The sequence below is a fragment of the Campylobacter concisus genome, assembly GCF_002913715.1.
Taxonomy (GTDB): domain Bacteria; phylum Campylobacterota; class Campylobacteria; order Campylobacterales; family Campylobacteraceae; genus Campylobacter_A; species Campylobacter_A concisus_AG.
The window spans coordinates 170,331-195,728 of sequence record NZ_PPCE01000009.1 but is presented as its reverse complement, the minus strand read 5'-3'; the positions used below and the strand labels follow the sequence as shown (position 1 = coordinate 195,728).

General features: G+C 38.8%; 27 protein-coding genes and 1 tRNA gene. 7 read left to right on the top strand and 21 right to left on the bottom strand.

Annotated features, from left to right (window positions below; genetic code table 11):
• Positions 1-6: 6 nt before the first annotated feature.
• From CYO92_RS04930 to CYO92_RS04880, 12 genes are all read right to left on the bottom strand, one after another.
• Entirely contained in the window at positions 7-1,260 is a 1,254-nt protein-coding gene (locus CYO92_RS04930) for a beta-ketoacyl-ACP synthase (RefSeq protein ID WP_103589111.1), read from the bottom strand.
• Positions 1,260-1,979 carry a 3-oxoacyl-ACP reductase FabG gene (gene fabG, locus CYO92_RS04925; protein ID WP_103588879.1) on the bottom strand — a complete coding sequence of 240 codons (720 nt, stop codon included), beginning with the start codon at positions 1,977-1,979 and terminating at the stop codon, positions 1,260-1,262. Before fabG ends, CYO92_RS04930 begins: the two co-directional genes overlap by 1 nt.
• Positions 1,972-2,412 carry a thioester dehydrase gene (locus CYO92_RS04920; RefSeq protein WP_258033825.1) on the bottom strand — a complete coding sequence of 147 codons (441 nt, stop codon included), beginning with the start codon at positions 2,410-2,412 and terminating at the stop codon, positions 1,972-1,974. Before CYO92_RS04920 ends, fabG begins: the two co-directional genes overlap by 8 nt.
• Positions 2,412-3,581, bottom strand: coding sequence for a beta-ketoacyl synthase N-terminal-like domain-containing protein (locus CYO92_RS04915; protein ID WP_223155382.1), 1,170 nt, complete (start codon positions 3,579-3,581; stop codon positions 2,412-2,414). The genes CYO92_RS04920 and CYO92_RS04915 overlap by 1 nt, the downstream gene beginning before the upstream one ends.
• Positions 3,565-3,942, bottom strand: a complete 378-nt coding sequence (locus CYO92_RS04910) for a hypothetical protein (protein ID WP_103588877.1) — start codon at positions 3,940-3,942, stop codon at positions 3,565-3,567. The genes CYO92_RS04915 and CYO92_RS04910 overlap by 17 nt, the downstream gene beginning before the upstream one ends.
• 23 nt (positions 3,943-3,965) lie before the next feature.
• Positions 3,966-4,487, bottom strand: coding sequence for a 4'-phosphopantetheinyl transferase family protein (locus CYO92_RS04905; RefSeq protein WP_103588876.1), 522 nt, complete (start codon positions 4,485-4,487; stop codon positions 3,966-3,968).
• Positions 4,468-5,148, bottom strand: coding sequence for an ABC transporter substrate-binding protein (locus tag CYO92_RS04900; protein ID WP_103588875.1), 681 nt, complete (start codon positions 5,146-5,148; stop codon positions 4,468-4,470). The genes CYO92_RS04905 and CYO92_RS04900 overlap by 20 nt, the downstream gene beginning before the upstream one ends.
• A gap of 66 nt (positions 5,149-5,214) precedes the next feature.
• On the bottom strand, positions 5,215-6,069 hold the full coding sequence (locus CYO92_RS04895) for a TPM domain-containing protein (protein WP_103588874.1): 855 nt from the start codon (positions 6,067-6,069) through the stop codon (positions 5,215-5,217).
• On the bottom strand, positions 6,069-6,662 hold the full coding sequence (locus CYO92_RS04890; RefSeq protein ID WP_103588873.1) for a LemA family protein: 594 nt from the start codon (positions 6,660-6,662) through the stop codon (positions 6,069-6,071). The genes CYO92_RS04895 and CYO92_RS04890 overlap by 1 nt, the downstream gene beginning before the upstream one ends.
• A gap of 100 nt (positions 6,663-6,762) precedes the next feature.
• The gene (locus CYO92_RS04885; protein WP_180997869.1) at positions 6,763-10,854 is read right to left on the bottom strand and encodes a hypothetical protein; all 4,092 of its coding nucleotides are present in this window, start codon (positions 10,852-10,854) and stop codon (positions 6,763-6,765) included.
• A gap of 37 nt (positions 10,855-10,891) precedes the next feature.
• Positions 10,892-11,938: a retention module-containing protein gene (locus tag CYO92_RS09235; protein WP_180997868.1), complete on the bottom strand. Its 1,047-nt coding sequence runs from the start codon at positions 11,936-11,938 to the stop codon at positions 10,892-10,894.
• 433 nt (positions 11,939-12,371) lie between these two features.
• Positions 12,372-12,462 (bottom strand) — tRNA-Ser (locus CYO92_RS04880).
• 22 nt (positions 12,463-12,484) lie between these two features.
• Between CYO92_RS04880 and CYO92_RS09335 the strand changes: the two genes are divergently transcribed.
• Positions 12,485-12,631, top strand: a complete 147-nt coding sequence (locus tag CYO92_RS09335; protein ID WP_180997846.1) for a hypothetical protein — start codon at positions 12,485-12,487, stop codon at positions 12,629-12,631.
• Here CYO92_RS09335 and CYO92_RS09330 read toward each other — a convergent pair.
• The 9 genes from CYO92_RS09330 to CYO92_RS04840 all read right to left on the bottom strand — a co-directional run bounded on the left by CYO92_RS09330 (position 12,620) and on the right by CYO92_RS04840 (position 17,894).
• Complete coding sequence (locus tag CYO92_RS09330) at positions 12,620-12,784, bottom strand: hypothetical protein (RefSeq protein ID WP_180997845.1); 165 nt, start codon at positions 12,782-12,784, stop codon at positions 12,620-12,622. The two genes, CYO92_RS09335 and CYO92_RS09330, sit on opposite strands and share 12 nt — an antisense overlap.
• A 149-nt stretch (positions 12,785-12,933) precedes the next feature.
• On the bottom strand, positions 12,934-13,614 hold the full coding sequence (pyrF, locus tag CYO92_RS04875) for an orotidine-5'-phosphate decarboxylase (RefSeq protein WP_103588872.1): 681 nt from the start codon (positions 13,612-13,614) through the stop codon (positions 12,934-12,936).
• Entirely contained in the window at positions 13,611-14,006 is a 396-nt protein-coding gene (gene nusB / locus CYO92_RS04870) for a transcription antitermination factor NusB (RefSeq protein WP_021090843.1), read from the bottom strand. Before nusB ends, pyrF begins: the two co-directional genes overlap by 4 nt.
• Before the next feature lies 1 nt (position 14,007).
• On the bottom strand, positions 14,008-14,478 hold the full coding sequence (gene ribH / locus CYO92_RS04865; protein ID WP_021090940.1) for a 6,7-dimethyl-8-ribityllumazine synthase: 471 nt from the start codon (positions 14,476-14,478) through the stop codon (positions 14,008-14,010).
• 10 nt (positions 14,479-14,488) lie between these two features.
• Entirely contained in the window at positions 14,489-14,812 is a 324-nt protein-coding gene (locus CYO92_RS04860) for a DMT family transporter (protein WP_103588871.1), read from the bottom strand.
• Positions 14,809-15,138: a DMT family transporter gene (locus CYO92_RS04855; protein WP_103588870.1), complete on the bottom strand. Its 330-nt coding sequence runs from the start codon at positions 15,136-15,138 to the stop codon at positions 14,809-14,811. The genes CYO92_RS04860 and CYO92_RS04855 overlap by 4 nt, the downstream gene beginning before the upstream one ends.
• Positions 15,128-15,934 (bottom strand): 3-deoxy-8-phosphooctulonate synthase, encoded by an 807-nt coding sequence (gene kdsA, locus CYO92_RS04850; RefSeq protein ID WP_103588869.1) that lies wholly within the window; start codon positions 15,932-15,934, stop codon positions 15,128-15,130. The genes CYO92_RS04855 and kdsA overlap by 11 nt, the downstream gene beginning before the upstream one ends.
• A gap of 10 nt (positions 15,935-15,944) precedes the next feature.
• Positions 15,945-16,994: a hypothetical protein gene (locus tag CYO92_RS04845; RefSeq protein ID WP_103588868.1), complete on the bottom strand. Its 1,050-nt coding sequence runs from the start codon at positions 16,992-16,994 to the stop codon at positions 15,945-15,947.
• A 9-nt stretch (positions 16,995-17,003) separates the two neighbouring features.
• The gene (locus tag CYO92_RS04840; RefSeq protein WP_103588867.1) at positions 17,004-17,894 is read right to left on the bottom strand and encodes a DMT family transporter; all 891 of its coding nucleotides are present in this window, start codon (positions 17,892-17,894) and stop codon (positions 17,004-17,006) included.
• Positions 17,895-18,046: 152 nt separating this feature from the next.
• Between CYO92_RS04840 and der the strand changes: the two genes are divergently transcribed.
• The 6 genes from der (at position 18,047) to CYO92_RS04810 (ending at position 25,372) form a co-directional block, all read left to right on the top strand.
• Positions 18,047-19,432, top strand: a complete 1,386-nt coding sequence (der, locus tag CYO92_RS04835) for a ribosome biogenesis GTPase Der (RefSeq protein WP_103588866.1) — start codon at positions 18,047-18,049, stop codon at positions 19,430-19,432.
• Positions 19,416-19,937, top strand: a complete 522-nt coding sequence (locus CYO92_RS04830) for a shikimate kinase (RefSeq protein WP_054196151.1) — start codon at positions 19,416-19,418, stop codon at positions 19,935-19,937. Before der ends, CYO92_RS04830 begins: the two co-directional genes overlap by 17 nt.
• 392 nt (positions 19,938-20,329) lie before the next feature.
• Positions 20,330-21,292: a tryptophan--tRNA ligase gene (gene trpS / locus CYO92_RS04825; protein WP_103588865.1), complete on the top strand. Its 963-nt coding sequence runs from the start codon at positions 20,330-20,332 to the stop codon at positions 21,290-21,292.
• A gap of 13 nt (positions 21,293-21,305) precedes the next feature.
• Positions 21,306-21,746, top strand: a complete 441-nt coding sequence (locus CYO92_RS04820) for a copper resistance protein CopD (RefSeq protein ID WP_103588864.1) — start codon at positions 21,306-21,308, stop codon at positions 21,744-21,746.
• A gap of 9 nt (positions 21,747-21,755) precedes the next feature.
• Positions 21,756-23,000, top strand: coding sequence for a serine--tRNA ligase (gene serS / locus CYO92_RS04815; RefSeq protein WP_103588863.1), 1,245 nt, complete (start codon positions 21,756-21,758; stop codon positions 22,998-23,000).
• Positions 23,000-25,372, top strand: a complete 2,373-nt coding sequence (locus CYO92_RS04810) for a tetratricopeptide repeat protein (protein WP_103588862.1) — start codon at positions 23,000-23,002, stop codon at positions 25,370-25,372. Before serS ends, CYO92_RS04810 begins: the two co-directional genes overlap by 1 nt.
• The last annotated feature ends 26 nt before the right edge of the window (positions 25,373-25,398 follow it).

Sequence of the window (25,398 nt, the reverse complement as noted above, 5' to 3'; positions counted from 1 at the left end):
TCCTTTTTAAAAAATGTTTTTAACTCTTTTAAATATCAAAGATGTATTTACACCACCAAATGCAAAGTTATTACTCATAACAAAGTCCGTTTTTATCGGAGTTGGCTCTTTTAAATAGTTTAGCTTTGCGCACTCGAGATCGATCACATTTAAATTTATAGTTGGGAAAAATAGCTCTTCTCTCATCATCATAATAGAAGCGATCGCCTCCAGTCCTCCACAAGCGCCAAGCGTATGGCCAAGATAGCTTTTAAGCGAGCTAATGGCGATATCCTCTCCAAAAAGCTCGTTTGTAGCGATACTCTCGGCTATGTCGCCATGTTTTGTCGCAGTCGCATGAGCATTTACGTAGCCTATACTTTTTGGCTCTAAATTTGCGTCCCTAAGCGCTAGGCTCATAGCCGCTTTCATCGTAGCGCTTTGCGGTCTAGTGATGTGCGTGCCGTCACACGTCGAGCCAAAACCAACGACCTCAGCGTAAATTTTAGCTCCTCTTTTTAATGCACTCTCTTCGCTTTCAAGTACCAAAAATCCAGCTCCCTCGCCAAGCACCAAGCCATCTCTATCTTTTTCAAACGGCGTTGGGGTCAAATTTGGCGTGCTATTTTTTACACTAGTTGCGTAAAGCTTGTCAAAGACGTATGCCTCGCTCACGCAAAGCTCTTCAGCCCCGCCAGCTAGCATCATATCTATGCTGCCATTTTTTATACTCTCGTATGCGTAGCCAATGGCGTGCGAACCACTTGTGCATGCCGAAGATGTAGGGATGATGCGTCCTTTTAGCGAGTAAAATAGCGCGATATTTGCCGCTGTAGTGTGAGGCATCATCTTTATGTAAGTATTTGCGTTAAAGCCGCTATCCATGTCCAAAACTAGCTTTGCCATATCAAGAATGGAGTCTGTGCTACCAGTACTTGAGCCGCTTGCTACACCCATTCTACCATCTTGCACGCTTGGGTCTAAATTTGACTCATTTAACTCATCACCTTTTAATAACCCAGCATCTTTTAAAGCAAGTCCAGCCGCATGTACGCTATAACACGAGACCTTACCAAGGCTTCTTAGCTGCTTTCTATCCCACTCTTGTGGATATTTGTAGTCTATAATTGGTGCAGCTAGGCGAGTGTTTAGATCTTTGTGACTCTCCCACTCACTCATATATCTCACAGCGTTTTTGCCCTCGAGAAATTTAGCCCTCATCTCCTCCCAGCTGTTGCCAAAAGCACTGACCGTGCCGATACCTGTGACAAATACACGCATTAGCAAAGTCCTCCATTTACGCCGATCACCTGCCTTGTGATGTAGCTAGCCTCATCGCTTAGTAAAAATTTAACAAGCCCTGCCACCTCGCTAGCCTCGCCAGCTCTTTTTGCAGGTATAGCTTTTAGTACTTCGTTTAAAAAGTCGCTATTTAAAATTTCCTCGCTCATATCTGTCTTTATAAGCCCGGGCGCTACGCAGTTTACTGTTATGCCTCTACTTGCAAGCTCTACTGCAAGGGCTTTGCTAGCTCCTATGATGCCTGCCTTGCTAGCTGAGTAGTTAACCTGACCTCTGTTGCCAATGACTCCTGAAACCGAGCTTAGTGTCACTATCCTAGCTGGCTTTCTAGCCCTTATCATGGGCATTAGCGCTGGTCTTAGGACGTTGTAAAAACCATTTAAATTTACATCTATCACGTCAAACCACTCTTCATCGCTCAGCCCCACAAAGGTATTATCTCTTGTTATGCCAGCGTTTAAAATAACGCCGTAATAGACGCCATTTGCCTCCATGTCAGCTTCTATCATCTCCTTAGCCTCAGAAGTATCAGCCACGTCAAATGTCAAAAATTTAGCCCCAAGTTCACTAGCCATCTTTAAAAGCTCATCGCTCTTACTTCTTGCGTGAAGCACCACTTCGTACTTGTTAGCAAGGTGCCTAGCTATGCTAGCTCCTATGCCTCTACTTGATCCAGTTATCAATACTCTCTTACTCACTAAGTGCCTTTTTTACAAATTCTTCATCAGGGCTCATCACGTTTAAAACCGCCCTTGCGCCAAGCTCCCCATTTACAAAAAGCTCGCTGTCATAAACGCCAAATCCACTCTCATCTTGGATCGAGCACTTTGAGACGATCACTATCTCATCGCCCACTTTAAAATATGGCCTAAGAATTTCAAATTTTCTACTACCAAGCAAAAAGCCAAATATCGCCTTCTCGCCCCTTAACTCGCGCATTTTTGAGTCATAAACACCAAGGCTTTGAGCCATCATTTCAATAGCTTTTTGCATGTAAAATTTCCCATCTTTTAAAAATGGGGTTTTCTCATTTATCGCGCTTCTTACTTTTATGCTCTCACAAGGGGTAAATTCTAAAATTTCATCGATCAGGGTTATGGCGCTACTGTGCGGTAAATAATCACTTATCATCATCTCACTCTTTTAAAAATTATAGCGGCGTTATCTCCGCCAAATGCAAAAGATAGCGACATCGCCGCCTTAACGTCAAATTTCGTGCCACTTTTTACTAAATTTATAGTTTCCAAACTCTCGTCATATGCCCCGTCATAAACGTGTGGTGGCAAGACGCTATTTTCCCCCATGCAAAGCATGGTGCAAATGGCGCTTTCTATTGCTCCAGCAGCGCCTAGTGTATGTCCGATCTGCGGCTTTAACGAGCTAGCATATGCGGAGCCAAGCGTTAAATTTACAGCTTTTGCCTCCATTTTGTCATTTGCTTGCGTGCCGGTGCCATGTAAATTTACATAATCCACGCCGTCCATGCCAGCTTTTTTTAAAGCTTCTTCTATACAACAAATTGCCATTTTGGCATTAAAATCAGGCTGAGTCATATGAAAAGCGTCGCAGTTTGAAGCTGAGCCAGCGACCACGACGTTTGAAATTTCATCACGGCTCAGCAAAAACAGCCCAGCTCCCTCGCCTATGTTTATGCCCTCTCTGTTTTTAGAAAAGGGTTGGCTTGGTTTTTGACTTAAAATGCTAAGTGAGTTAAAGCCATTTATGGTTAAGGTGTTTAAACTATCTACGCCGCCGCATATAACCGCATCGCAAATATCGCTTTTTATTAGTCTTTGTGCCTCAATAATCGCCTTAACACCAGAAGTACAGGCAGTTGAAACGCAAAAACTTGGACCTTCTAATCCATAAAATTCGCTCACAAATTCGGTCACATTTGCAAGACAGTTTCTGTCTATACCAAACTTACTTTTATCGAAAATTTCAGTTTTTATATACTCTTTAAAAGTCCAAAAATTTTCTTCAATTCCACTCGTTGTAGTGCCTAAAATAACACCTACACGGCTTTTGCCAAATTTTTTGATAGCCTTTTTTATCTCATCGTCAAGCTCAAGAAGCGTGTTTAGAAGCAAAGCATTGGTTCTTGTTTTAAAGTGCTCTTTTGTATTCTTGGTAAACTCTGGCAGTGCCTTATCAAATTTCGCTACTAAAAATTTATTCTCAGGATGAAACTCACTGCTTAAGCTCAAAAATCTTTTTCCACTTAAAAGCGAGCTCAAATTCTCATTACTGCTGCTCCCTGCGGCACTAATAATGGCTGGTTTGCTAACGTAGATCAACACTTTCTACCTCATAATATTGATCATCTATCATAAATTTTTGCTCGCTTTTTTCATCTTTTATCATCTCTAGCACTTTTATAAAAAGTTCATTGTAGGCACTATTTGGTGGCAAAAAACCTAAATTTTTAAAGCTACCTTCTTTTAAAATTCGCCTAGCTTCTGGCGCGCCAAGTGCATTTACAAGGCTAAATTTATACTCTTTCTCGCTATTTTGCACATAAAGCAAAAGTAGACCTTTTGATGAGCTTACCTTAAATGTTTTCAAGTCAAAATCTGCCATATGTGGCGTATCAAATTTCTTTGCACATCCAAGAGCAAAAAGCGAAATAGCAATGATTATGACCATTTTTTTTATAAGCAATCTTTACCTTTTAATGTTAAAAATTACAAAAGTTTAATAATTATATCTTTGCATTGCTTAAATGCAAGGCAAATAATAAATGAATTATTAATAATTAAGTATTTTTTTGCCATTTCATCGTAGCTGGTAGTACCAAGATCGCTAAACGATAAATTTTTAAGCTTTAAAATCGCCTCTTTTGCAGTATAAATTTCATAAAATTTTTGAGTTTTATCTTTTGCATTTGCCAAATTTTTACTCTCATCTTTTGTAAAGCAAAAGCTAGCTACTGAGTTAAAATTTCTCTGCTTTAGCTCTTCTACATCGACTCCGATCTTTTCTTTTGAAATGGCTAAAACTGCGATATTTTCTTTATGAGAAAGACAGATTTTGCCTCGCATCTTTGCTTTAAATTTTAAGTAGCGAGATATTTTAAATGAGTTTTGTTTTATTAAATTTGGGTATTTTTTTACTCTTCTGCAATCTTTTTTATCTAGCATTTTTGGGCTAAATTTATCACCGCAAAAGCTGATAAAAAGACGAATTTCACCCCTTTTTATAGGCATTTAATCTCTTTTTATAATTTTCATCAAATTCTAAGGCTTTTTCAAACTCAGCAGTAAATGCTCTAAGGCGATCATTTTCTTGCTGATTTTTATCACTAAATGATCTAATACGTGGCGTAAAAGTAATCTTATCTTTTCTAAGATCAGCCTCTTTTAGATCAAAATTTAAATTATTTATTTTGCCATTTAAGATATGCAAGGCACATTTTCTTGGCCCAAAGATAAAATTTTGCCCGTTTAAGGGCTTTAGGCTTCTTACTAAAATGCCACCATAAAGCGATGGCTCGCTTTTAAAAGATATATCAAAGCCAAAGTTGTGAAAGTAAATCTCTCCTGCCTCACACTGCCTTTTGTAGGTATTTGCGTCAAAACAAGTATAAATTTCAAGCTCGCTAAATTTATACTCTTTGCCAGAAACAATCAAAACTTTACTTTGCATAATCTCGCATAAAAAGCTCTGAAATTTCTTATCAAAAAACTCTTTAAAACCAGCAGCCTCAACTATCTCTTGCTTTATATTTTTATCTAAATTTTTAAAGTTATTTTGTTTAAGTAGATCAAATTTTTCTTTATCAAAATGACTTTGCTCTAAAAATTTACTAAGCACCGCCACCAGATCAAATTTAGCAAAATGGCTTTTAAGTAGCTCGCCAGCTAGCATCTTTGCTCCTAAATTTTTATATATTTTAAAGGGTTTGAGCTTTACAAGCTAATCTTTGATGTGATTTTACCAGCTGCCACTTGCTCCGCCTCCGCCAAAACCGCCTCCGCCGCCACTAAAGCCACCACCTCTTGAACTGCTTGAATGGCCGCTACCACTGCTATTTGAGTCTGATCTATCGCGCCTAAAGTCACTGTGTGTATTTTTGCCTTGAGTATTTTTTTTAAAGGCATTTTTTAAAATAATAAAAAATATTACAAACACAATGGCAAAGACAATGAAGTAATTTTGCACGCCAAAAAATTGCTCAAATACCGTAGATATCAGTCCTGCAAAACACGCACTAAAGCCAATTCGCATAAAAAATTTACCTAAAAAGCCAGAAATAAAACACGAAATCATGCCAGCAAAAAAGGCAACTATTCCAAATGGTATCTCTTCATCATCACTCACGCTTTCAAATTCTTCGCCACTAGCTACCTTTATGATGGCTCTTATGCCCTCTATGACGCCACCGCCCATATCGCCTTGCTTAAATTTAGGCACTATCACATCATTTATGATCTGGCTTGATATAGCGTCAGTTAGTACGCCTTCAAGCCCATAACCAACTTCTATGCGTACTTTTCTCTCGTTTGGAGCGATTATTAAAAGCACTCCATTACTGCTTTGTTTTTGTCCCAGCTTGTAGCCTCTAGCCACCTCAAGAGAGATCTCTTCTATGCTTTTATTTTCTAGTGATTTAAGTGTCACGATAGCAATTTGCGTCGTACTATTTTGCTCGTAATTTTGCACTAAGGTTAAAAGCTCAGCTTTCTCATTTTTAGAGAAAATTTGAGCCTCATCATTTATCTGCTCGTTAAAATTTATGGCAAAACAAAAGCAAAATGCAAAAAATAAAAGAGCAAAAATTTTCTTCATTATTTCTCAAATGAAACTTTTGGATTTATCTTCTCATCGTTGCTTATTTCAAGATTTTGTTTTGGCTTTAGCTCAGGATAAAAAGCACTTGCTATAAATTTATTTGGAAAGCTTCTAAGGGCTACGTTATACTCTTTTACAGCTTCGATATAATCATGCATTGCTACGCTTATGCGGTTTTGCGTACCTTCAAGCTGACTCTGAAGAGATAAGAAATTTTGATTTGCTTTTAGCTCTGGATAGTTCTCGCTAACTGCCATAAGCCTGCCAAGAGCCAAGCCAAATGAGCTTTGTGCTGTCATAAATTCTTTCATCTTAGCTTCATCACTAAGACCACTTGCATCAACGCTTACTTGCATGCTCTTACTTCTAGCATTTGCCACATCTTCAAAAATTTTTTGCTCATGAGCTGCGTAGCCTTTTACAGTCTCAACTAAATTTGGCACAAGCTCGGCTCTTCTTTTATATTGATTTAACACCTGCGACCACTTTGCATTTACATTTTCATCAAGTGCAACAAATGAATTTATATACTTAAAAGCGCCAAAAGCAAGTGCAGCAATAACTATAATAACGGCTATTAAATTTTTCATATTTTCTCCTTTAAGGAGCAAATATTAGTAAAACAAGACTTAAAAAATAATGTGAGTTTGAGTTTGAAATGAGTGCGAATTTACGCACTCATTTTTGGGATTAAAGATCGGTGTGGATTTTGTCGTCTATTTGGATATGGATAGTTTTTCCATTTATTTGATCTATGCTTGAGTAGCCTTTAAAGCCACTAGCGTCGTAGTTAGAGTCACGATCCCATTTGTGATCTAGATCAACTTTTGTGATTTTATTGCCATTAGCATCAACATCACCACCTTTTATCTTAAGCACCGTATCATGGTTATCAGTGATATCAAGGATATTTTGTACATTAAATTTGATCTCTGTCTTTCCTTTAAGCTCAATATTTTCAAAGCTTTCTACTTTTGAATCAAGATTAGAAATGTTGTTAAAGTCAACTTTGTCGCCATCAAAAACCAAAGTATCGTTGCCTTTGCCACCTTTCATATCTTTACTTGCGTCAAATTTAACTGTATAGTCTTTAACATCTATATGAAATGGTTCATGAGGTTCATAAGACTTAGACTCTAAACCACCAGAAGTCTTAAGTGAGGCTTTAACATTTAGATCATAGGCTGATCTTGCATTGATATCAAGCTCTTGATCAAATGTGCCTTTTGCTATATCTGCAGCTGATAGAGTATGTGTTGCAGTCTTGGTTGGTGTATGATTGTCTGGATTAGTGTATTTAAACTCTACCGTATCCCCTTCTCTAGCATCTTCATTAAGATAAACTTTGACCGTAGTAGATTTTTCGCCACTTTCTGAGGTTTTTATATCTTTATTAAACATGATACCTCTAATAGCATCGATTTCAGCATGTGCTTTAACATTAATCTCATTACCATCCTGATCTATTTTTGTCGTGCTCACTGACTCACCAAATGTATCAGTTAGAGTTACTTTTGCTACTGTATCTTTATCTTTGCCAACTGCGATAGCTGCATCAAGCTCGAGAGGATTGCTTGCATTAAATTTCTTTGGATTGTTATTCTCATCAACAATAGTAAAAGAATGATTAGGATCTGTCACGTCTTTTAATGTTATATTGCCATTGACATCTTTGCTCTCGACTTCATATTTTTTGTCTACTGCATTGGTTGTTTCACCAGGTTTTGTTACTGTAACATGTATCTTATCACCAGCTATAACACTTCCCGGAATAGAAACATAAACCTTTGAAGTATTACTACCTGACTCATCTCTTGAGATAATGCCATTATCATTTTTATCAGCAACTATGCTTACACTTAATCCCGCTTCACTTAAAGGTGCAAGTTTAGCGCTTGCTTCACGACTAGCAGACATACCGCCAGCAGCGTTTGTTATTGTTGCAGTTGCAGTGGTTTCTTTGCCTGGCAGCATTTTGACATCACTAATCTCAATAGTATTATTGCGTAAAGGATGGGAAACATTATTCGCATCTACTAGTGATATGTCGCCATTAGGAGCTTTTGAAACAGTATAGTTTATAGGAGGTCTAGTTGATGTAGTGCCATCAGCTTGTGGCTCATTTATAACTACAGATACTTTATCTCCACTTATAACATTATATGGCACTTGAACGCTTATAGTTGTTACTTTTACGCCATCAACTGACACAGCTTCATCTCTATCTATCTTGCCATCTCTGCTTGCATTATCTTCTTTAAATTCAACCTTTAAATTTGCAGCGTCAAATGTTTCTAGTTTAGCTTCAGCAGTTGCTTCTTTTTCTTTACCTGTTGCATGATCCCTAATAGTAACATCTACTTTAGCTGGGCTATTTTCTTTTATACTAACGCCGTCAATTTTTAGCTTATTACCTGGCAGAGCGACAGTATTGTTAGCCGCATCTTTTAGAGATATGTTTCCGCTACCATCTTTGACAACTGTATAAGTTTCAGGATTTTTCCCAGTTGCTTTGACCGTTATGATATCTCCATTATTTACAGTATTTGGGATCTCAAGTGTAGCAGAAGTTGTATTTAGTTTTCCATCTTTCATAGCTTCTTCTCTATCAAGTACGCCATTTCTATCTTTATCTTCATCGATAAGTAGTCTAAATCTTGTTCCAGAGCCGTTTCCTGTATCAAGGATGATGTCACTCTTTGTCTCTGATACATCGCCAGCAGCACCAGTTACTTTAGCAGTGATGATAGTCTTTTCACCATTTTGTAAATTTGTTAGAGGATATTTAACTGCATTGCCATTTACTGTTAAAGGGGTGCCTCCATTATCATTTGTAACAGTAACAACGCCATTACTATCTTTGTGTATCGTATAACTTTCCTCAGGGAAACTAGTATTGCCTGTGCTGTTTATTATTTTAAGCTTATCACCATCAACAAAATTTGAAGGTAGTTTAATGGTTGTCATAGTTTTGGTTCCAGTTGCTTCCGCATTACCTAGGATACCATCACCATCATCTGCATCAAAAGTGATTTTCATATCGTCGTGAAGCTTTTCGAGAGTATTGTGATTTTGTGCTTCAGCTTTTTTACCACCACTTGCATCAGTAGTCTCTGCAGTTACTTTGATAGGCTTACCAGCTTCTATATGAACGCCTTTAATCTCAAACTCATTTTTATCATTTACGGTTTTAAGAGTACCATCAGAAGTATCTTCTAGTGTGATCTTACCTTGATTATCTTTACCTGTAACCTTATAAATTTTAGGCGAAGCGCCATTTATTGTTACAGTTACTATATCATTAGCTATAACATTATTTGGCACTTTTACTGCGATTGTAGTTTCTTTTAGGTTGCCATCTTTCATGCTCTCAGCTCTTGTTAGAGATACATTGCCATCACCATCTTCTACAAATCTTACAGCCATATCATTTAAACCAGCTATCGTAACGCTATTTGAACTTTCAGCATGTTGGATACTACCATCACTATCTACTATTTCAGCTGTTACTTTAGTTTCTTCACCAGTTGCTGTTTTGATACCAGGAATTTTAAAGCTATTACCACTTATAGTTGCATGATCACTAGCGTTATCATCATTTGTTATACCAGTTAGCTTGCCAGTAGCATCTTTTTCAACAGTATAGTGTTTATATTCGGTAGTTCCGTCTGGATTTTTTATAGTCACATTTATTTTATCCCCATTTACAGCATTTTTAGGAAGCTTGATGGTAACTGTTGTGCTATTAAGATCATGGTCGCTGATAGCTTGTTCTCTAGTCATGCTCTTGGCACCTTTAGCTTCTTCAAAGATAACTTCAGGTTTTTTTACATGCTCTAAACTAGCCGATTCGATATCTACTTCAGTAGGTAAATACGGATTTGTTGTATGTGTGGGGTGCGTAACTTTAGCTTCTATCTTTGTATCTTTTCCATTCTCTAGCTCAAAACCACCTACTTTAATAGCCCATTGATTGGTGTCTTCTTTAAAGAAATTATTTTTTGCAGTATTATATTTACCAATAACACGATCTGCATTATCAACTTCATCTACACTTGTTATAACGCCTTTGTCATTCATGTGTATCTTGAAATTTCTATCATACATATTTCCATCAGGTTTAGTTACATGGAGTGTAAGTATATCGCCATCATCAATTCTGTTTGGTAATGTGATCTTTGCGGTTGTGTGATTTACTTTTTGATCACCTAGATCTATCTTTACTCCATCATATGTTTTTTCATAGTTACTAACGCTCTCTTGTCTTGAAATTTCATGAAGAGTTTGTTGTTCTGGTAAATTCATATCCATCTTTATAGTTTGAGGCGTTACACTATCTGGAGCCGACTCTTCACTCTTTTGGTTGCCATCTTTATCAACAACATGAACGCTAGCTTCAGTCTTCACACCTGGGAATATCGGAAGCTCAATGCCAGTTACTTTGTGATTTGTAATCATTTCATCAGTAAGGTCGATTTTCAAATCTTTTTTTGGTCCTGTAGGGTTCAAAGGATCAGTATAAGTTATAACGATCTTATCGCCTGCTACTACATCTTTTGGAAGAGTTATATCTACTGGTGAAGTTCTAAAATTTCCATCTGTTCCTTTATTTTCTGCGTCTGTTAGAAAGCCATTGTTGTCACCATCTTCAGTAAATGTTAAAGTCGGTCTTACATCTGGAGTTACTTCATCAGTTGCTATATCGCTCTTCCAAATGTTAGAATTTGTACTATCAGTAACATAAGCTTCTACTTTTGAAATTTTATCCTCAGCAACTGGCATGTCAGAGATGATTTTAGTAAAAGTATTATTTACTATGTCAGTAGCATTGATGGTTAATAGGTGGTAAAGGTGTTACTGTACCATCTGGTTTTGTTAGAGTAACGTGAAGAATATCGCCAGGGATAACGTCTGTTGCAGTTATAGTTACTGGCGACTCATTTTGTTTACCATCATTTTTATTTTCTGTATATGTTAAAAATCCATCATCTGGGCTCTTATCTTCTGTAAATTCAACGCTCACACTTGATTTTGTAGGAGTTACATGATCTTCACTGCTGCCGCTAGTGTTGCCTTGGAAATTTGTAACGCTTGCTTCTACTTTTGAGTTTTTACCTGGCTCTACAGGTACATCTATTGGATAGCCATTAGTTATGATAGCTGGAGTGATGGTTACGTTTGTTGTAGTTTCATTGCCATTTGGGTCAGTTACAGTGATTTTTAGCACATCGCCAGCTCTTACTGTGCCGTCATTTGGTACAGTGATAAGAACTTTAGATGTATTTATATTTGTATCATTTCCATGCTCTACTCTGCTTAAAGTGTGGTTACCATTTATATCATTTATAAATTTAACAGTTGGCGTACCTGGGATTATAGTATCATCGTCATCATTGCCATCTCTGTAGCCGCCTATTGGGCTATCGTATGATGCAAAAGCTCTGTTTGCATCACTTAAATTTCTATATGTTGCATTAATATTTGAATAGTGGCCACCCTCAGCAAATTTAGCGTCACTTAGGCTAACACCATCTCCACCACCAGCAGCAGTGTTTCCACCAGCAGCAGTCTCTTCAAGTTTTGTTAGATCTCCACCATTTAAAATAGCATTTTGCAAATCACTAACATCTGCCAAGCCTTCCGCGCCTATGGTGCTTTGATTTAACGCAAGTGTATCATTGCCTACAATTGTAATCTCTTTTCCATTATTTGAAACAATTGTTATTTTATCAGCGGCATCACTTGTCTTGATGCTCTCTCCCATATAAAGGATGTCACCTACTTTTAGCTCTCTCTCATTTCCATTTTGATCGATAGCGACCGCCTTGCCACTAATAAATTTTACTACTCCAGCTTCTTTAGCCAAGATTACTCCTTATTATTATTTTTTGTATTATTTAAATTTTTGCGTGATTATATACTATCTTTATAGGATATAACTTTATGTGAGAAATTTTATCTTTTAAGAAAAAAATATATTAATTAAATATATAAATTCCAAATGTCAATAGTTTGTAAAAAGCGAATTATAAGCTTTTATCAAAAAATGGCTTTTTGATTATCAATATAATTAATTAAGCAAAATATAATATTTTTTATAATAAAAACTTAATTTAAGATATTTTTAATTAGTTTGAAACAACAATATAACCAAAAAAATTATATTTTCTAAAAATGTGCGATTGTCATGAAAATTTACTTATATAGTTAAGCAATTTTCTAACGCAGAAAATTTTATATAAAGATGTTCAAAAAATAATGTTAAACAATAATAAAAATTTATGATTATCTATAAGTAGTGGCGGACAGAGAGGGATTTGAACCCTCGAGCCCCGATTAAGAGCTGCACCCTTAGCAGGGGTGTGGTTTCAGCCACTCACCCATCTGTCCATAAAAAGAAATCGCATTATAATTGAACGCCGCTGATATCTTGCTTAAATTTACATTTTCGCGCCTGCCACTCTCCCATAGAAAAATAGCCGCGCAAAACTACTCAAATTTAAACGACTCTCCACAAGTCAAATTTGCAAATTTAATCCTTCCAAAGCTACCATTTTAGCTTGGCTTTGTCTAGGTGCGGCGTATTGGCGTAGTAGCAAATCATACGATAAAACATATAAAAACGCCTATCGCTACCGCGACCAAACGCCTTTGTGCACTCGAACATCTTGCTATGATTCGCGCCATTTAGTAAAGCGATATCCTTAACCAAGTGCTAGTAGATACGCTTTAGCCGCTCAGCCAACAAGAGGATTTTCTTAAAATCACTCAAATTTAGTTCCTCACTTCGCTTTGATGTCATCTTCACGCAACATTTTGTAAAAAAGCTTAGTTAAAAACCACTTCACACAAGTTCAAATTTTAAATTTGCTCCAAAATTCGTTCACAAATTTCTCTTGGATTTACATTCTCATAAATCGGCCTACCAACAACGATAAAGTCGCTACCCTCTTGCTTTGCACTCACTAAGTTTGCTACTCTTTTTTGATCTCCAGCACTCTCTCCAAAAGGCCTAACGCCAGGGCAAAGAGTGATGAATTTCTCATTTGTAACATCTTTGATGAGTTTACTTTCAAAAACGGAACAGACCATTCCATCAAGTCCTGCTTCAAAACTCATCTGGCTAAATTTTCTAACAGCTCTTGCGATCGTATCGTTATAAACAGCGTCAAACTCGCTCTCACTAAAGCTAGTAAGTGCCGACACTGCGAGCACCAAAGGACGGCTTCCAAGACCAGCTAGTCTATCCATAACTGTCTTCATCGCGCGTTCACCAGCGCTAGCATGCACATTTATCATATCTACGCCGATTTTTGAGACGACTTCAGCCGCATCCGCCATCGTATTTGGGATATCATAGAGCTTTAGATCGAGGAAAATTTTAAAATTTCCAAGTCCTTTTAGCTCTTCTATAAATTTTGCCCCATCCCTAAGATAGCTTCTAAGCCCTACTTTTAGCCAAAGATCAAGCCCTTTTAGCTCACTAGCAAGGGCTAAGTTCTCTTCACAACTAGCCATATCAAGTGCGACGCAGAGCTTCACAGATCGCCCTTTAGCTTATCAAGTACGCCATTTATAAATTTTGGCGCCTGATCACTTCCAAGTTCTTTCGCAAGCTCGATCGCTTCGTTTATGATGACAGCCTTATCAGTTTGGCTAAATTTCATCTCATAAAGCCCAAGTCTAAGGATGGCAAGCTCAGTCGCACCAACCTTACTAAAATCGCCGTCTTTTAGATATGGCTTTAAAATTTCATCTAGTTTTTCTTTATTTGCGAGCACCTCTTTAAAAGTCTGCTGTGCCTCACTTTTTCGCTCGTTTCTTATCTTTTTCTCTTCTAGAAATTCCTCTTCAAATGCAGCAGTTACCGGATTTATCTCATTTGAGTAGAGCAGCGAAACAACGGCCTGCCTAACCTGATGACGAGTCGCCATTTTACGCCTCCAAATTTTTATATAAGCTTAGCATCTCGATCACGCCCGTCATCGCTTCAAAGCCCTTATTTCCAGCCTTTGAGCCCGCTCGCTCGATGGCTTGTTCGATGCTATCTACCGTTAGTACGCCAAAGGTCACCGGTTTGCCGTATTTTAGCGTGACGTTTGCGATGCCCTTGGTGGTCTCAGCACTTACGTAGTCAAAGTGAGGCGTAGAGCCGCGGATCACCGCTCCCACGCAGCAAACTGCGTCAAATTTACCGCTGGCTAGCGCCTTTTCTAGCGCCATCGGTATCTCAAACGCGCCCGGCACCAAAATGAGGCTCAAATTCGCCTCGTCCCCGCCGTGACGCAAAAACGCGTCCCTAGCGCCTTCGACTAGCCTATCGGTGATGATATGATTAAACCTCGCGCCCACTATGGCGACCTTCTCGCCGCCTTTTAGAGCTAAATTTCCTTCGATTATTTTCATGATTTCTCCTTTAAATTATCTTTAACATTACCGCGCTTAGCGTTATTAGCGATAGGTAAAACGCCTTTTGCGCGCTCATTTTTTCGCCGTTAAAAATCACTCCGACGCCCACGGCTCCGATCGCTCCGATACCCGTCCAAATCGCGTACGCTACCGACATCGCCATCGCCTGCATCGCGTAGCTCAAAAGCCAGAGCGAAATGGTGAAATTAGCGGTTAAAATCAAAAAATTCGCCGCCTTTTTCACGCCGACGCTTTTTTGAAATTTGGTTAGAAAAAATACGCCCAAAACCTCGCAGCACCCGGCCGCTAAAAGAGCTAAAACGTGCGTCAAGATTTTAGCCTTTTTAGCCCCAGCACGCCCGCGATCAGCGTCGCTATGAAAAATAGCCGCAAGGGATCGGGCGCCTGGCCGCTTGAGCCGTATTCGCTAACGCTTTCGGCGACTACGATAAAAAACGCTCCAAATCCCACAAATACGGTATATGCGACGCTAACGGGCAAGTATTTCATAGCCTTCATAAACGATACGAAGCTAACGCAGACTAACGCGGCAGTAAGCGCGAATCCTATGGCGTTTTGGGCGTGTTTTAGCCCGTACGCCCAGCCGCACTCGGCGACCGCGCCGCCTAATACCCACAAAAAGCCCTTAGTTTGCATCGCCTAGGGCGTCTTTTATCTTAAAAATTTGAGCGATATTTGCGTCTAGCTCGTCCAAATTTAGCATATTCGGCCCGTCGCAAAGCGCCTCGCAAGGATTAATATGCGTCTCGTAAAAAAATCCGTCCACGCCCGCAGCAGCCGCAGCTCGCGCTAGATAAGGCACGAATCTCGCGTCCCCGCCGCTTTTCTCACCCAAAGCCGACGGCATCTGCACGCTATGCGTCGCGTCGAAAATCACCGGCGCAAACTCCCTCATAAGCACCAAATTTCGCATATCTACGACTAAATTTCCGTAGCCAAAGGTGCTGCCTCGCTCCGTTAGCCACACTCCGTTTTGTTTAGCGACCTCGTATCCCTCGCCCTTTACGCCGCGCGTTTCTAGCACTTTTTTCACCGAGTGCTTCATCGCAGACGCGGCCAAAAACTGCCCTTTTTTGATATTTACCACCGCTTTTGTCTTAGCCGCGGCCACGAGCAGATCGGTCTGGCGGCACAAAAACGCGGGGATTTGCAGTACGTCGGCCACTTCGCCTACTGGCGCGGCCTGATAGCTCTCGTGGATATCGGTTAAAATTTTAAAGCCGAATTCCTTTTTGACCTTGGCTAAAATTTCGCAACCCTTCTCCAGCCCTGGCCCGCGAAACGAGCTTATACTCGTGCGATTTGCCTTGTCAAAGCTTGATTTGAAATAAAAATCTATCCGCTTATCTTCGTTAAATTTAACCAGCCTTTTTGCCACGTCAAAAACGAGCTGCTCGCTCTCGATGACGCAAGGCCCTGCTATGAGTATCATTTTTTCTCCTTTATTTTTCCCTAAATTTTCTAATCCAATCTATCAAAAGCGGTCTATCGTCGTTTGCAGACGTTTCATACCATTGAGAGCAAAGTTTATAGTATATTCCATTTATTAGTATCGGATCCGTATAATAGCGAACTTTTTCATATTCGCCGTCTGCTTTAACTAATGCCGCATAGTTTAACCCAAGATAATCTTTACTATATTTTTCGCTTTGTAGTCTACTTATCTCTTCCGCGCCCACCCTACCACTTTCTAAAATTTCTCTCATTATGATACGCGCTATTTGTCCGACTTTTAGCTCTGCGTATTCATCTTGATTATTTTTGTTGTCAATATATTCTTTGGAAGATTGATAAGTATTTGAGATTATTTTTCGTTTCTCTTTTTCGACTTTTTCAATACTTTTTAGCTCCTTTTTATCAAACAAGGATAGCATCTGGTAAGAACGCATAAAAAGCTCCGCTGTATCGGCCACATTACCACTTACCTCCAAAATAGGTTCTAAAACTAAATTTGAAAAATCGCTATTTGCTATTATTCTAAAGTCAAATTCAAATCCCATCTCTTGCATTATGTTGTTTATATCAACAAAACAAGGGCACAAGGCATCTAAAATTTGTCTATTTATTTTAGGGGATGCAAAGATAATTTCTGCTTTTTTAACACCAAAATATCCATAAACACACATGGCGGTTCTAAGACATTTTTTTACTACTCTAGCTACCGTCTCATCAAGACCGCCGTAGTTTAGTCCAGACTCATGAAAAGCAACATCAACTGCATAAATTTCACTAACTCCATCACTCATACAAACGCCTAGTGCATCACACTCTGCTTGTTGCAAAAGTTGTTTTAATGAGGTATTTTGTTTATAAATTTTATATCCATATTTGCTAGAAAAAAGCTCATCTGTTTTTGACATTATATTTTCTAACTCGTCTGAAAATTTTATCTCCCATTTTGGAGAAATTTTCCAGTTAGTTTGCACTATTTGGCACTCTTTAACATGGCGAAGCCAAGAATAAAATAAAGATTCTCCAATTTCTATTTTCATAGTATCGCCTTATTTTTCTTTAACAACTAAAATTCCGCTCACTATTACTAGCAAGATACCTAAAAGTGCCGTTTGATTTGGCAATACATCACCCATAAAATAGCCAATTATAAGCGTAAAAATGACATCTGCATAGCTAACCGCAGCGATCACTCCAGCCTTTTTGCCAACCGCGAACGCCTTTGTCATGTACGACTGAAAAAAATATCCGCTAAGCCCCATTAGCAAGATAAAAACAACGTTATACCAGCTTGGCATGCTAAATTTTGAAAACAAAAAATCAAGTGGCTCATAGATGAAAAATTCTGCCAAACCCATGCAAATAAGTGGCAAAAAAGAGCCCCAAAGCATAAAACTTAACACTATAACATTTGTACCGTAGCTCTTGTTTAGCTCCTTTACACTTGTGTATGCGATCGCCGCTCCAAGGCCGCTCCAAACACCGATAATATCAGTCTTGCTTATGCCTAAATTTGGCTGGATAACAAGCAAAATTCCACCAAATCCCAAAAATACAGCAAACCAGCCAAGTGAGCTTAGACGCTCTTTGAAAATAAAGGCTGCGAGGATAGCTGTAAAGATTGGATTTGTCTTTTGAAATGTAAAAGCTGTGGCCAAATTTACATGAGCGACATTGTAAAAAAAAGCAAAAAGTGCGACAGTGCCCACAAAACCACGAAACATCAGCAAGAAAAAGTGTCCACCAGCTTGCTTAAATGGAAATCTATAAATGGCATAAATAACGATAAAAAGGCCTATTAAATTTCTAAAAAATACAACTTCGATAGATGGCATATCTTTGCTAAGATACTTTGCAAATGCGCCAGTAACGGCAAACATAAAGCAAGCAAAGAGCATATAAAAAATGCCAAGATGCGAAATATAAAACCTTTTTAACATCACAAGACCTTTAAATTTAAAGTAGCCATTTTAATGAAAAGTGGCTTAAATTTTGGTTGATTTTTTCTTTTATTTTGGCGCTTTTAAGCAAATTTTTATACTTTATATAAGTCAAAAATTTGTATAATCAGCCATCACGAAAAGGACAAAATTTGCAAAAAGTAATATTAGTAGGCAAGCCAAATGTCGGCAAAAGCTCACTTTTTAACCGCTTAGCTGGTCGTCGTATCGCTATAACAAGCGATGTTAGCGGCACCACAAGAGATACGAACAAAGCTAAGATCGAGGTTGAGGGCAAAGAGTGCATTTTAATTGATAGCGGCGGCCTTGATGATAGTAGCGAGCTTTTTAAAAATGTAAAAGCAAAGACCTTGGCAGAGGCTAGAAATTCAGACGTCATCTTATACATGGTCGATGGCAAAATGATGCCAGATGACGAGGATAGAGCTATTTTTTACGAGCTTAGCAAGCTAAATTTACCAATCGCTCTAGTCATCAACAAAATAGACAGCAAAAAAGACGAACAAAGAGAGTGGGAATTTGTAAGCTTTGGCGCTAAAAATTCCTTTGGAATTTCCGTAAGTCACAACACAGGCATAGATGAGCTTAGCATGTGGCTAGCAAAGCATATAGAAGACAAAGTACAGATAAAGGCCGATACGAGCGAAGATTTTGATGATTTTTTAGAAAACTATAACGACGAGGGCGAGCTAAGCGACGAGATAGACTATGAGAGCAAAAACATTAGAGTTGGCATCATAGGCCGCGTAAATGTCGGCAAAAGCTCACTCCTAAATGCTCTTGTAAAAGAGAGTCGCGCCGTCGTTAGCGACGTGGCAGGCACTACGATTGATCCAGTTAATGAAATTTACGAGCATGATGGCAGAGTTTTTGAGTTTGTAGATACTGCTGGTATTAGAAAGCGTGGAAAGATCGAGGGTATCGAAAGATACGCGCTAAATAGAACTGAGAAAATTTTAGAAGAGACAGACGTTGCGCTACTTGTACTTGATAGCTCTGAGCCACTAACCGAGCTTGATGAGCGTATCGCTGGTATCGCCTCTAAATTTGAGCTCGGCGTCATCATCGTGCTAAACAAATGGGATAAAAGCAGCGAAGAATTTGACGAGCTTTGTAGAGAGATAAAGGATAGGTTTAAATTCTTAGCATACGCGCCGATTATCAGTGTTTCGGCACTTGGTGGCAAAAGAGTGCATAAAATTTACCCGCTCATAGTTGAAATTTATAAAAACTACACTCAAAAAATTCAAACTTCAAAGCTAAATGAAGTGATCGGCGAAGCGACCAAAGCGCACCCACTGCCACGAGATAAAGGCAGAGTTGTAAAAATTTACTACGCAGTGCAGTTTAAGACTGCACCCATCATGATAGCACTTATAATGAACCGTCCAAAATGCCTACACTTTAGCTACAAACGCTATCTAACAAACAAACTTAGAGAGGGTTTTAATCTAACTGGCGTGCCTATCGTGCTAATCCCTAAAAAACGTGGAGAGAGCGATGAAAACAAAGAATAATAATATCGTTTTGATAGGATTTATGGGCGTTGGCAAAGGCACGACCGCAAGGGCGCTTAGCAAGGCTTTAAAGACGATGAACCTTGACTGCGACGACTTACTGGAGAGCTCACAAAATATGAAGATAAAAGCTATCTTTGAAGAGTACGGAGAGGAGCATTTTAGGCAGCTTGAAAAGGATCTGGCTAAATTTCTAGCAACAAATGTCAAAAATGCAATCATCTCAACTGGCGGAGGCTTTGCGAAGGTTAAAAATTTAAAGAAAATTGGCACCGTGATCTATCTAAAAGCTAGTTTTGATGCGATCATGCAAAGACTAAAAAATAGTAAAAATAGCGAGAAAAAACTTGCCAAACGTCCACTTTTAAGTGATCTAAAAAGAGCCGAGGCGTTACATCTGGAGCGAGAGGAGCTTTATGAGAAAAAGGCTGATTACATCGTCGAAGTCGAGGGTAAAACTCCAAAGCAAATCGTAAAAGAGATAAGGATGCTTTTAAAAATTTAGTTGTAAAGTAGCGTGATTGCTGCTTGCAACGATAAATTTTTAAGATCAGGCTAGATGGCTATCTGGTGTGGTGTTGGAATTTGTGATGTCTGAGCAAAATTTAACGTTTTATAGTTAGAAATTTTAGTGAAGTATCGTAAGATGATTTTTTGCTTCACTTTGTTCGCAACGCTAAAGTGACGAGAGTTGTGTAGTAAAAATTTTAAGATTAAGCTGGACTATAAAGTCTAACGTGATGTTAAAATTTAAAAGCTTTTGGCAAAGATTTTTTATTTAGGCGAGGCAAAATTTTATTTTTAAGCGAAGACTAGACGCATAGTCTGCTGAGCTTGAAAATAAAATTTCAACGAAGCATAAGCAAAAAAATTAAAGCCAAAATTTGAAAGGATAAGATGAGAGTATTAACCGGCCTCCAACCCTCCGGCAAACTACACCTTGGCAACTACTTTGCCTCGATAAAGCAGATGGTTGATATGCAAGAGCAAAATGAGATGTTTATGTTTATAGCAAACTACCACGCGATGACGAGCCTTAGCGAGGCCAAAGCCCTAAAGCAAAACACTTTTGAGGCTGCGTGTGCGTTTTTGGCACTTGGGATTGATCCAAATAAAAGTATATTTTGGGTGCAAAGTGACGTTAAAGACGTGCTTGAGCTTTACTGGGTGCTAAGCCAGCATACGCCTATGGGGCTTCTTGAGCGCGCACATAGTTATAAAGACAAGGTCGCGAAAGGTCTTAGTTCGCACCACGGACTCTTTAGCTATCCAGTTTTGATGGCAGCTGACATTTTGCTTTATAATGCGCAGATCGTACCCGTAGGCAAGGATCAGATCCAGCACGTAGAGATCGCACGTGATATCGCGATAAAATTTAACAACGAGCATGGAGAAATTTTTACATTGCCTGAGGCAAAGATCGATGAAAATGTAGCTACCGTGCCTGGCACAAACGGTGAAAAGATGAGCAAAAGCTATGGCAATACAATCGACATCTTTGCCGATGCTAAAACGCTTAAAAAGCAAATTTCTAGCATCGTGACTGATGGCACACCGCTTGAAGAGCCAAAACAGTGGCAAAACTGCAACGTCTATAATATCGCCAAACTTTTTTTAGACGAGAGTGGACAAAAAGAGCTTCAAGCTAGATATGAGCGTGGTGGCGAGGGTCACGGGCACTTTAAAGCTTATCTAAATGAGCTTATTTGGGGCTATTTTAAAGATGCGAGAGAGAAATTTGAGCATTATCAAAATAATCCTGGCGAAGTGTCTGAAATTTTAGAAATAGGAGCCAAAAAGGCAAGTAATGTTGCTCAAACAACAATAAAAAAAGTTCGTGAAGCAGTCGGAATTTATTAATAAAGGAAAAAATATGCAAAATTTATATCCATACGCACAAATAATTCATCTTTTTTGTGCAATCATTTTTGTTGGTTACCTCTTTTTTGATGTAATCATTTTTAAGGCAGCTTGTAAAAAAATGCCACCTGAGCTTGTTCAAAAGGCAAAACAAGCTATCGGATCAGTTGCTATTAAGATAATGCCACTTTGTATCTTGCTTTTGGTATTAACTGGAGGCATGATGATGAGTAACTGGGTCGGATCAAAGGCGGGAGGCTACTTTGAGACAAATTTACAAATCATTTTTATGATCAAATTTTTCTTAGCGATGCTAATCGTAGCTGCGGTTATAACAAATTTAAGCTGCAAATTTATATTTAAACGCCCTAGCCCACTTGGCAACATTCACCCATTTGCGCTAACAGCGGCAGTTTTTATCGTACTTTTTGCAAAAGTTATGTTTATGGTTTAAGGATACGGAATGATTAATTTAAAACTACTCGAGACAAATTACGATGAATTTGTAAAAAAACTTGAGGGAAAAAATGTAAAAGCTGGGCTACTTGACGAGCTTTTACAAACTTTTAATGAGCTAAAACAAAAACGTAAAGCACTTGAAAATTTCCAAGCGATCCAAAATGCAAAGAGTAAAGAGCTTGGCATAAAGGCAAGAGCAGGTGAAGACGTAAGTGAGCTTAAAAATGAGCTAAATTTAAACAAAGCTGCACTTTCTGATGCTGATGAGATCGTTAAACAATATGAAGAAAAGCTTGAGCAAATTTCATTTAACGTGCCAAATATCACCGATGATGACGTGCCATTTGGTAAGGACGAGGACGATAATGTCTGCATAAAAACGGTGCTTGAGCCAACTAAATTTAGCTTTACGCCAAAAGAGCACTGGGAGCTAGGTGAGAGCCTTGGTTGGCTTGACTTTGAAAGGGGTGCAAAGCTCTCAGGATCTCGCTTTACCGTGCTTCGCGGCATGGGAGCAAGGCTAAGTAGAGCGCTTGTTAATTACATGATCGACTTTAACAGCTCACGTGGCTTTGAACTTGTAAATGTCCCTTATCTAGTAAGCTCAAATACACTTTTTGGCACTGGTCAGTTGCCTAAATTTGAAGAGGATCTTTACAAAGTGCGCGACGAGGATCTTTATCTCATCCCAACCAGCGAAGTGCCTGTGACAAATTTATACAATGACACGATCATTGAAGCTGAGCAGCTTCCTATAAAGATGACTTGCTACTCAGCATGCTTCCGCCAAGAAGCGGGCTCAGCAGGACGTGATACGAGGGGTATGATCCGTCAGCACCAGTTTGAAAAAGTAGAACTTGTAAGCATCACAAAGCCTAATCAAAGCGAAGACGTGCTAAATGAGATGGTAGCGTGCGCGAGCGATCTACTAACTAGTCTTGGACTTCCTCACCGCCATATGCTTCTTTGCAGTGGTGACCTTGGCTTTAGCGCGGCAAAGACGATAGACCTTGAGGTTTGGTTGCCTGGTCAAGGCAAATACCGCGAGATAAGCTCTATCTCTAATACTCGTGATTTTCAAGCAAGGCGTGCAAAAATTCGCTTTAAAGATGGCAAGAAAAATATGCTTGTAAATACGCTAAATGGCTCGAGTCTAGCTGTGGGTAGGACGCTTATTGCCATCATGGAAAACTATCAAAAAGCAGATGGCACTATCGAAATTCCAGAAGTTCTTAAGAGGTATATGTAGTGGCTGAAGAAGAGGTTGTAGTTTTAAAACCACCTGGCGAGCAAACAGAGCAAGAAGTGCCTGAAGAGGCAAAAGCCGAGACACCTGAAGAGATCGTCTCGCTTGAGAGTATCGCAAGTGATGGCGTGCTACAAGATGAAAGCATCCCGGAGCCAATCCCTGTAAAAAAGAGCAATAAAAAGCTCTTTATAATAGCAGGCGTGGTCGCTCTAGTGCTTATCATCTTGATAGTGGTTTTGCTAGTTATCTTGCTAAAGAAAGACAAAAAAGAGAACATAGATGCTGCAAGTATCGTAAAAAATATAGAAAACAACTACCAAACGCAAAATTTTGGCGCTTCAAAGATCGATGAAATGATAAATAAAGCCAATCAGCTTTATGAGCGTGGCAATAAATTTGAGGCTCTAAAAATTTATGAAAACATAGCTGTTTATAACCAGTCTCTCTCAAACTACAACCTCGGTGTTTCGCAGATGAAACAAGAAAGATGTGATGAGGCGATCGTATCTTTTAACAAAGCAATAACTGATAGAGAAAACACAGCAGTTAGCGCCATAAACGCTGCCGTTTGCTCACTCGAGCTAAATAACACCAAAAATTTTAACTACTACATAGGACTTGCTGAATCATTTTTGCAGTATGAAAACAACTCGCCACTTTATAGCTATTACTACGCACTTATAAATTATTATAAAGGCAACTATTACGAGGCGCTTCAAGCACTTTCTCATCCAAATACTACAGATTATAAAAACGAATATGCATATTTAAGTGCAAAAATTTTATCACTTCTTGGAGATGATGAGAGAGCAATAGCCAAACTCGAGAGCCAAAAGGAATTTAAGACCGACTTCACGCTAGCACAGCTCTATGCAAGACTTGGCAAATATGACAAGGCAAGGGATTATTTAACAAAAGCTTCTAAAAATACGCCAAATATCGATCTTATCAAGATGACTGAGGCACTAATTGATCTAAAAACTGCTGACTACGGCGACGCGGCTGCATTTATCAAAGATGTTTACGACTACAATGCTTCTTTGCCAAGCAAAATTTACAAGATAAAAACGATACTAAAGCCTGATCTTTTTGATGTCAGCCTAGCTCAGGCGCACTTTAGCGACGATATGTTTTTTGATAGAACAAGGCGCTATGAGACCCTTTTTTACTTCGCACCTTACAAGGTCTTTGACGCAAAACAGAGCATCGAGCAGATAAGAAAAGGTGGTGTTAGCGTCTTTTTAGACGATACATCAGCAGCAAATGACTATCTTAGCCAAAGTGCAGCTGCTTCAAGAGTAAATGCAAAACTTAGCGAAGCTATTGCAAAAGCACTAAGCTACCGCTTAAAGGAAGCAAATAAAGAGTTTGAAGAGCTAGCCAGCACTTACCCAAATCACTCTATCTTACAATACAACCTCGCCCTAAGCTACGCTCAGCTTGGAAATTTTAGCCTTGCTGCAAAACACTTCATAGCAAGCTATCACCAGGACGTAAATAACCATCTTGCAGGTATTTTTGGGGCAATCTGTCTAGATATAAATAGAAATTTGAACCCAAAACTCATTGAAGAGATCGGCGAAAATTTAGAAAATGACAAGAGTTTAAAGCCTGTAAATTTATATGCCTCGCTTCTAAGCCTGGTTAGCGGCAACCAAAGTGCGATGATAAGGTGGCTTGAAGAGCCAAAAGAGCAGACAATGCTAAATTTAGCCTTTGATATCATCATCGCAAAAGTAACAAACAATGACGAGCTAATGGCAAAGAAAGCTGATGAGCTACTAAAAATTTTGCCAAATGATATTATTGCAAATATCTTAAATTTCATCTCGAAAAACAAAGAGCAAAATGTCAAAGAGTATGCAAAAGCGATACAAATTCACTTTAATGGCAAGCAGCTTGATTCAAACGCTTTCTATCACGGCGCTGATATCATCAAAAAGCAATACATCAAGCTACTTCAAATTTCAGGCTTACTTACAAGAGAGCGTGATAAGTTAAGAGCCGAGCTAAAAAATGCTCCAAAGAATATAAATTTAATCCAAACTCTAGCCTATGTCGATATCTTTACAAACGACTTTGAAGAGAGCTATAAACTTTATAATCAAGCAATCGATGAGTTTAAAGTAAATGACGCTAGCACATTATTTTTAGCATCTGTGGCTGCGACAGGAGCTGGAAAAGTATCAAACGCAATCGCGCTTTTAGAGCTAACAAAACTAAATGATGCTAGTGCTATCGAAAATAGAATAGCTCTTGGCCTAATGTATCAGCAGATAGATAATATAAAAGCAGCTCTTATACAATACAGCAAAATAGGAAATGTTGAGTATGAAAGCGAATTTTACGACTTTGAGATAGATAATGACTGATAAAAACTAGGTCTTTATGCGCCTAG

What these genes read in the sequence shown, in the direction of transcription:
- CYO92_RS04930 (WP_103589111.1), bottom strand. Translation starts at nt 1,260, where the DNA reads ATGCGTGTATTTGTCACAGGTATCGGCACGGTCAGTGCTTTTGGCAAC.
- CYO92_RS04920 (WP_258033825.1), bottom strand. Translation starts at nt 2,412, where the DNA reads ATGATAAGTGATTATTTACCGCACAGTAGCGCCATAACCCTGATCGAT.
- CYO92_RS04905 (WP_103588876.1), bottom strand. Translation starts at nt 4,487, where the DNA reads ATGCCTATAAAAAGGGGTGAAATTCGTCTTTTTATCAGCTTTTGCGGT.
- CYO92_RS04900 (WP_103588875.1), bottom strand. Translation starts at nt 5,148, where the DNA reads ATGCTAGCTGGCGAGCTACTTAAAAGCCATTTTGCTAAATTTGATCTG.
- CYO92_RS04895 (WP_103588874.1), bottom strand. Translation starts at nt 6,069, where the DNA reads ATGAAGAAAATTTTTGCTCTTTTATTTTTTGCATTTTGCTTTTGTTTT.
- CYO92_RS04890 (WP_103588873.1), bottom strand. Translation starts at nt 6,662, where the DNA reads ATGAAAAATTTAATAGCCGTTATTATAGTTATTGCTGCACTTGCTTTT.
- CYO92_RS04885 (WP_180997869.1), bottom strand. Translation starts at nt 10,854, where the DNA reads ATGCCAGTTGCTGAGGATAAAATTTCAAAAGTAGAAGCTTATGTTACT.
- nusB (WP_021090843.1), bottom strand. Translation starts at nt 14,006, where the DNA reads ATGGCGACTCGTCATCAGGTTAGGCAGGCCGTTGTTTCGCTGCTCTAC.
- ribH (WP_021090940.1), bottom strand. Translation starts at nt 14,478, where the DNA reads ATGAAAATAATCGAAGGAAATTTAGCTCTAAAAGGCGGCGAGAAGGTC.
- CYO92_RS04855 (WP_103588870.1), bottom strand. Translation starts at nt 15,138, where the DNA reads ATGCAAACTAAGGGCTTTTTGTGGGTATTAGGCGGCGCGGTCGCCGAG.
- kdsA (WP_103588869.1), bottom strand. Translation starts at nt 15,934, where the DNA reads ATGATACTCATAGCAGGGCCTTGCGTCATCGAGAGCGAGCAGCTCGTT.
- CYO92_RS04845 (WP_103588868.1), bottom strand. Translation starts at nt 16,994, where the DNA reads ATGAAAATAGAAATTGGAGAATCTTTATTTTATTCTTGGCTTCGCCAT.
- CYO92_RS04840 (WP_103588867.1), bottom strand. Translation starts at nt 17,894, where the DNA reads ATGTTAAAAAGGTTTTATATTTCGCATCTTGGCATTTTTTATATGCTC.
- CYO92_RS04830 (WP_054196151.1), top strand. Translation starts at nt 19,416, where the DNA reads ATGAAAACAAAGAATAATAATATCGTTTTGATAGGATTTATGGGCGTT.
- trpS (WP_103588865.1), top strand. Translation starts at nt 20,330, where the DNA reads ATGAGAGTATTAACCGGCCTCCAACCCTCCGGCAAACTACACCTTGGC.
- CYO92_RS04820 (WP_103588864.1), top strand. Translation starts at nt 21,306, where the DNA reads ATGCAAAATTTATATCCATACGCACAAATAATTCATCTTTTTTGTGCA.
- serS (WP_103588863.1), top strand. Translation starts at nt 21,756, where the DNA reads ATGATTAATTTAAAACTACTCGAGACAAATTACGATGAATTTGTAAAA.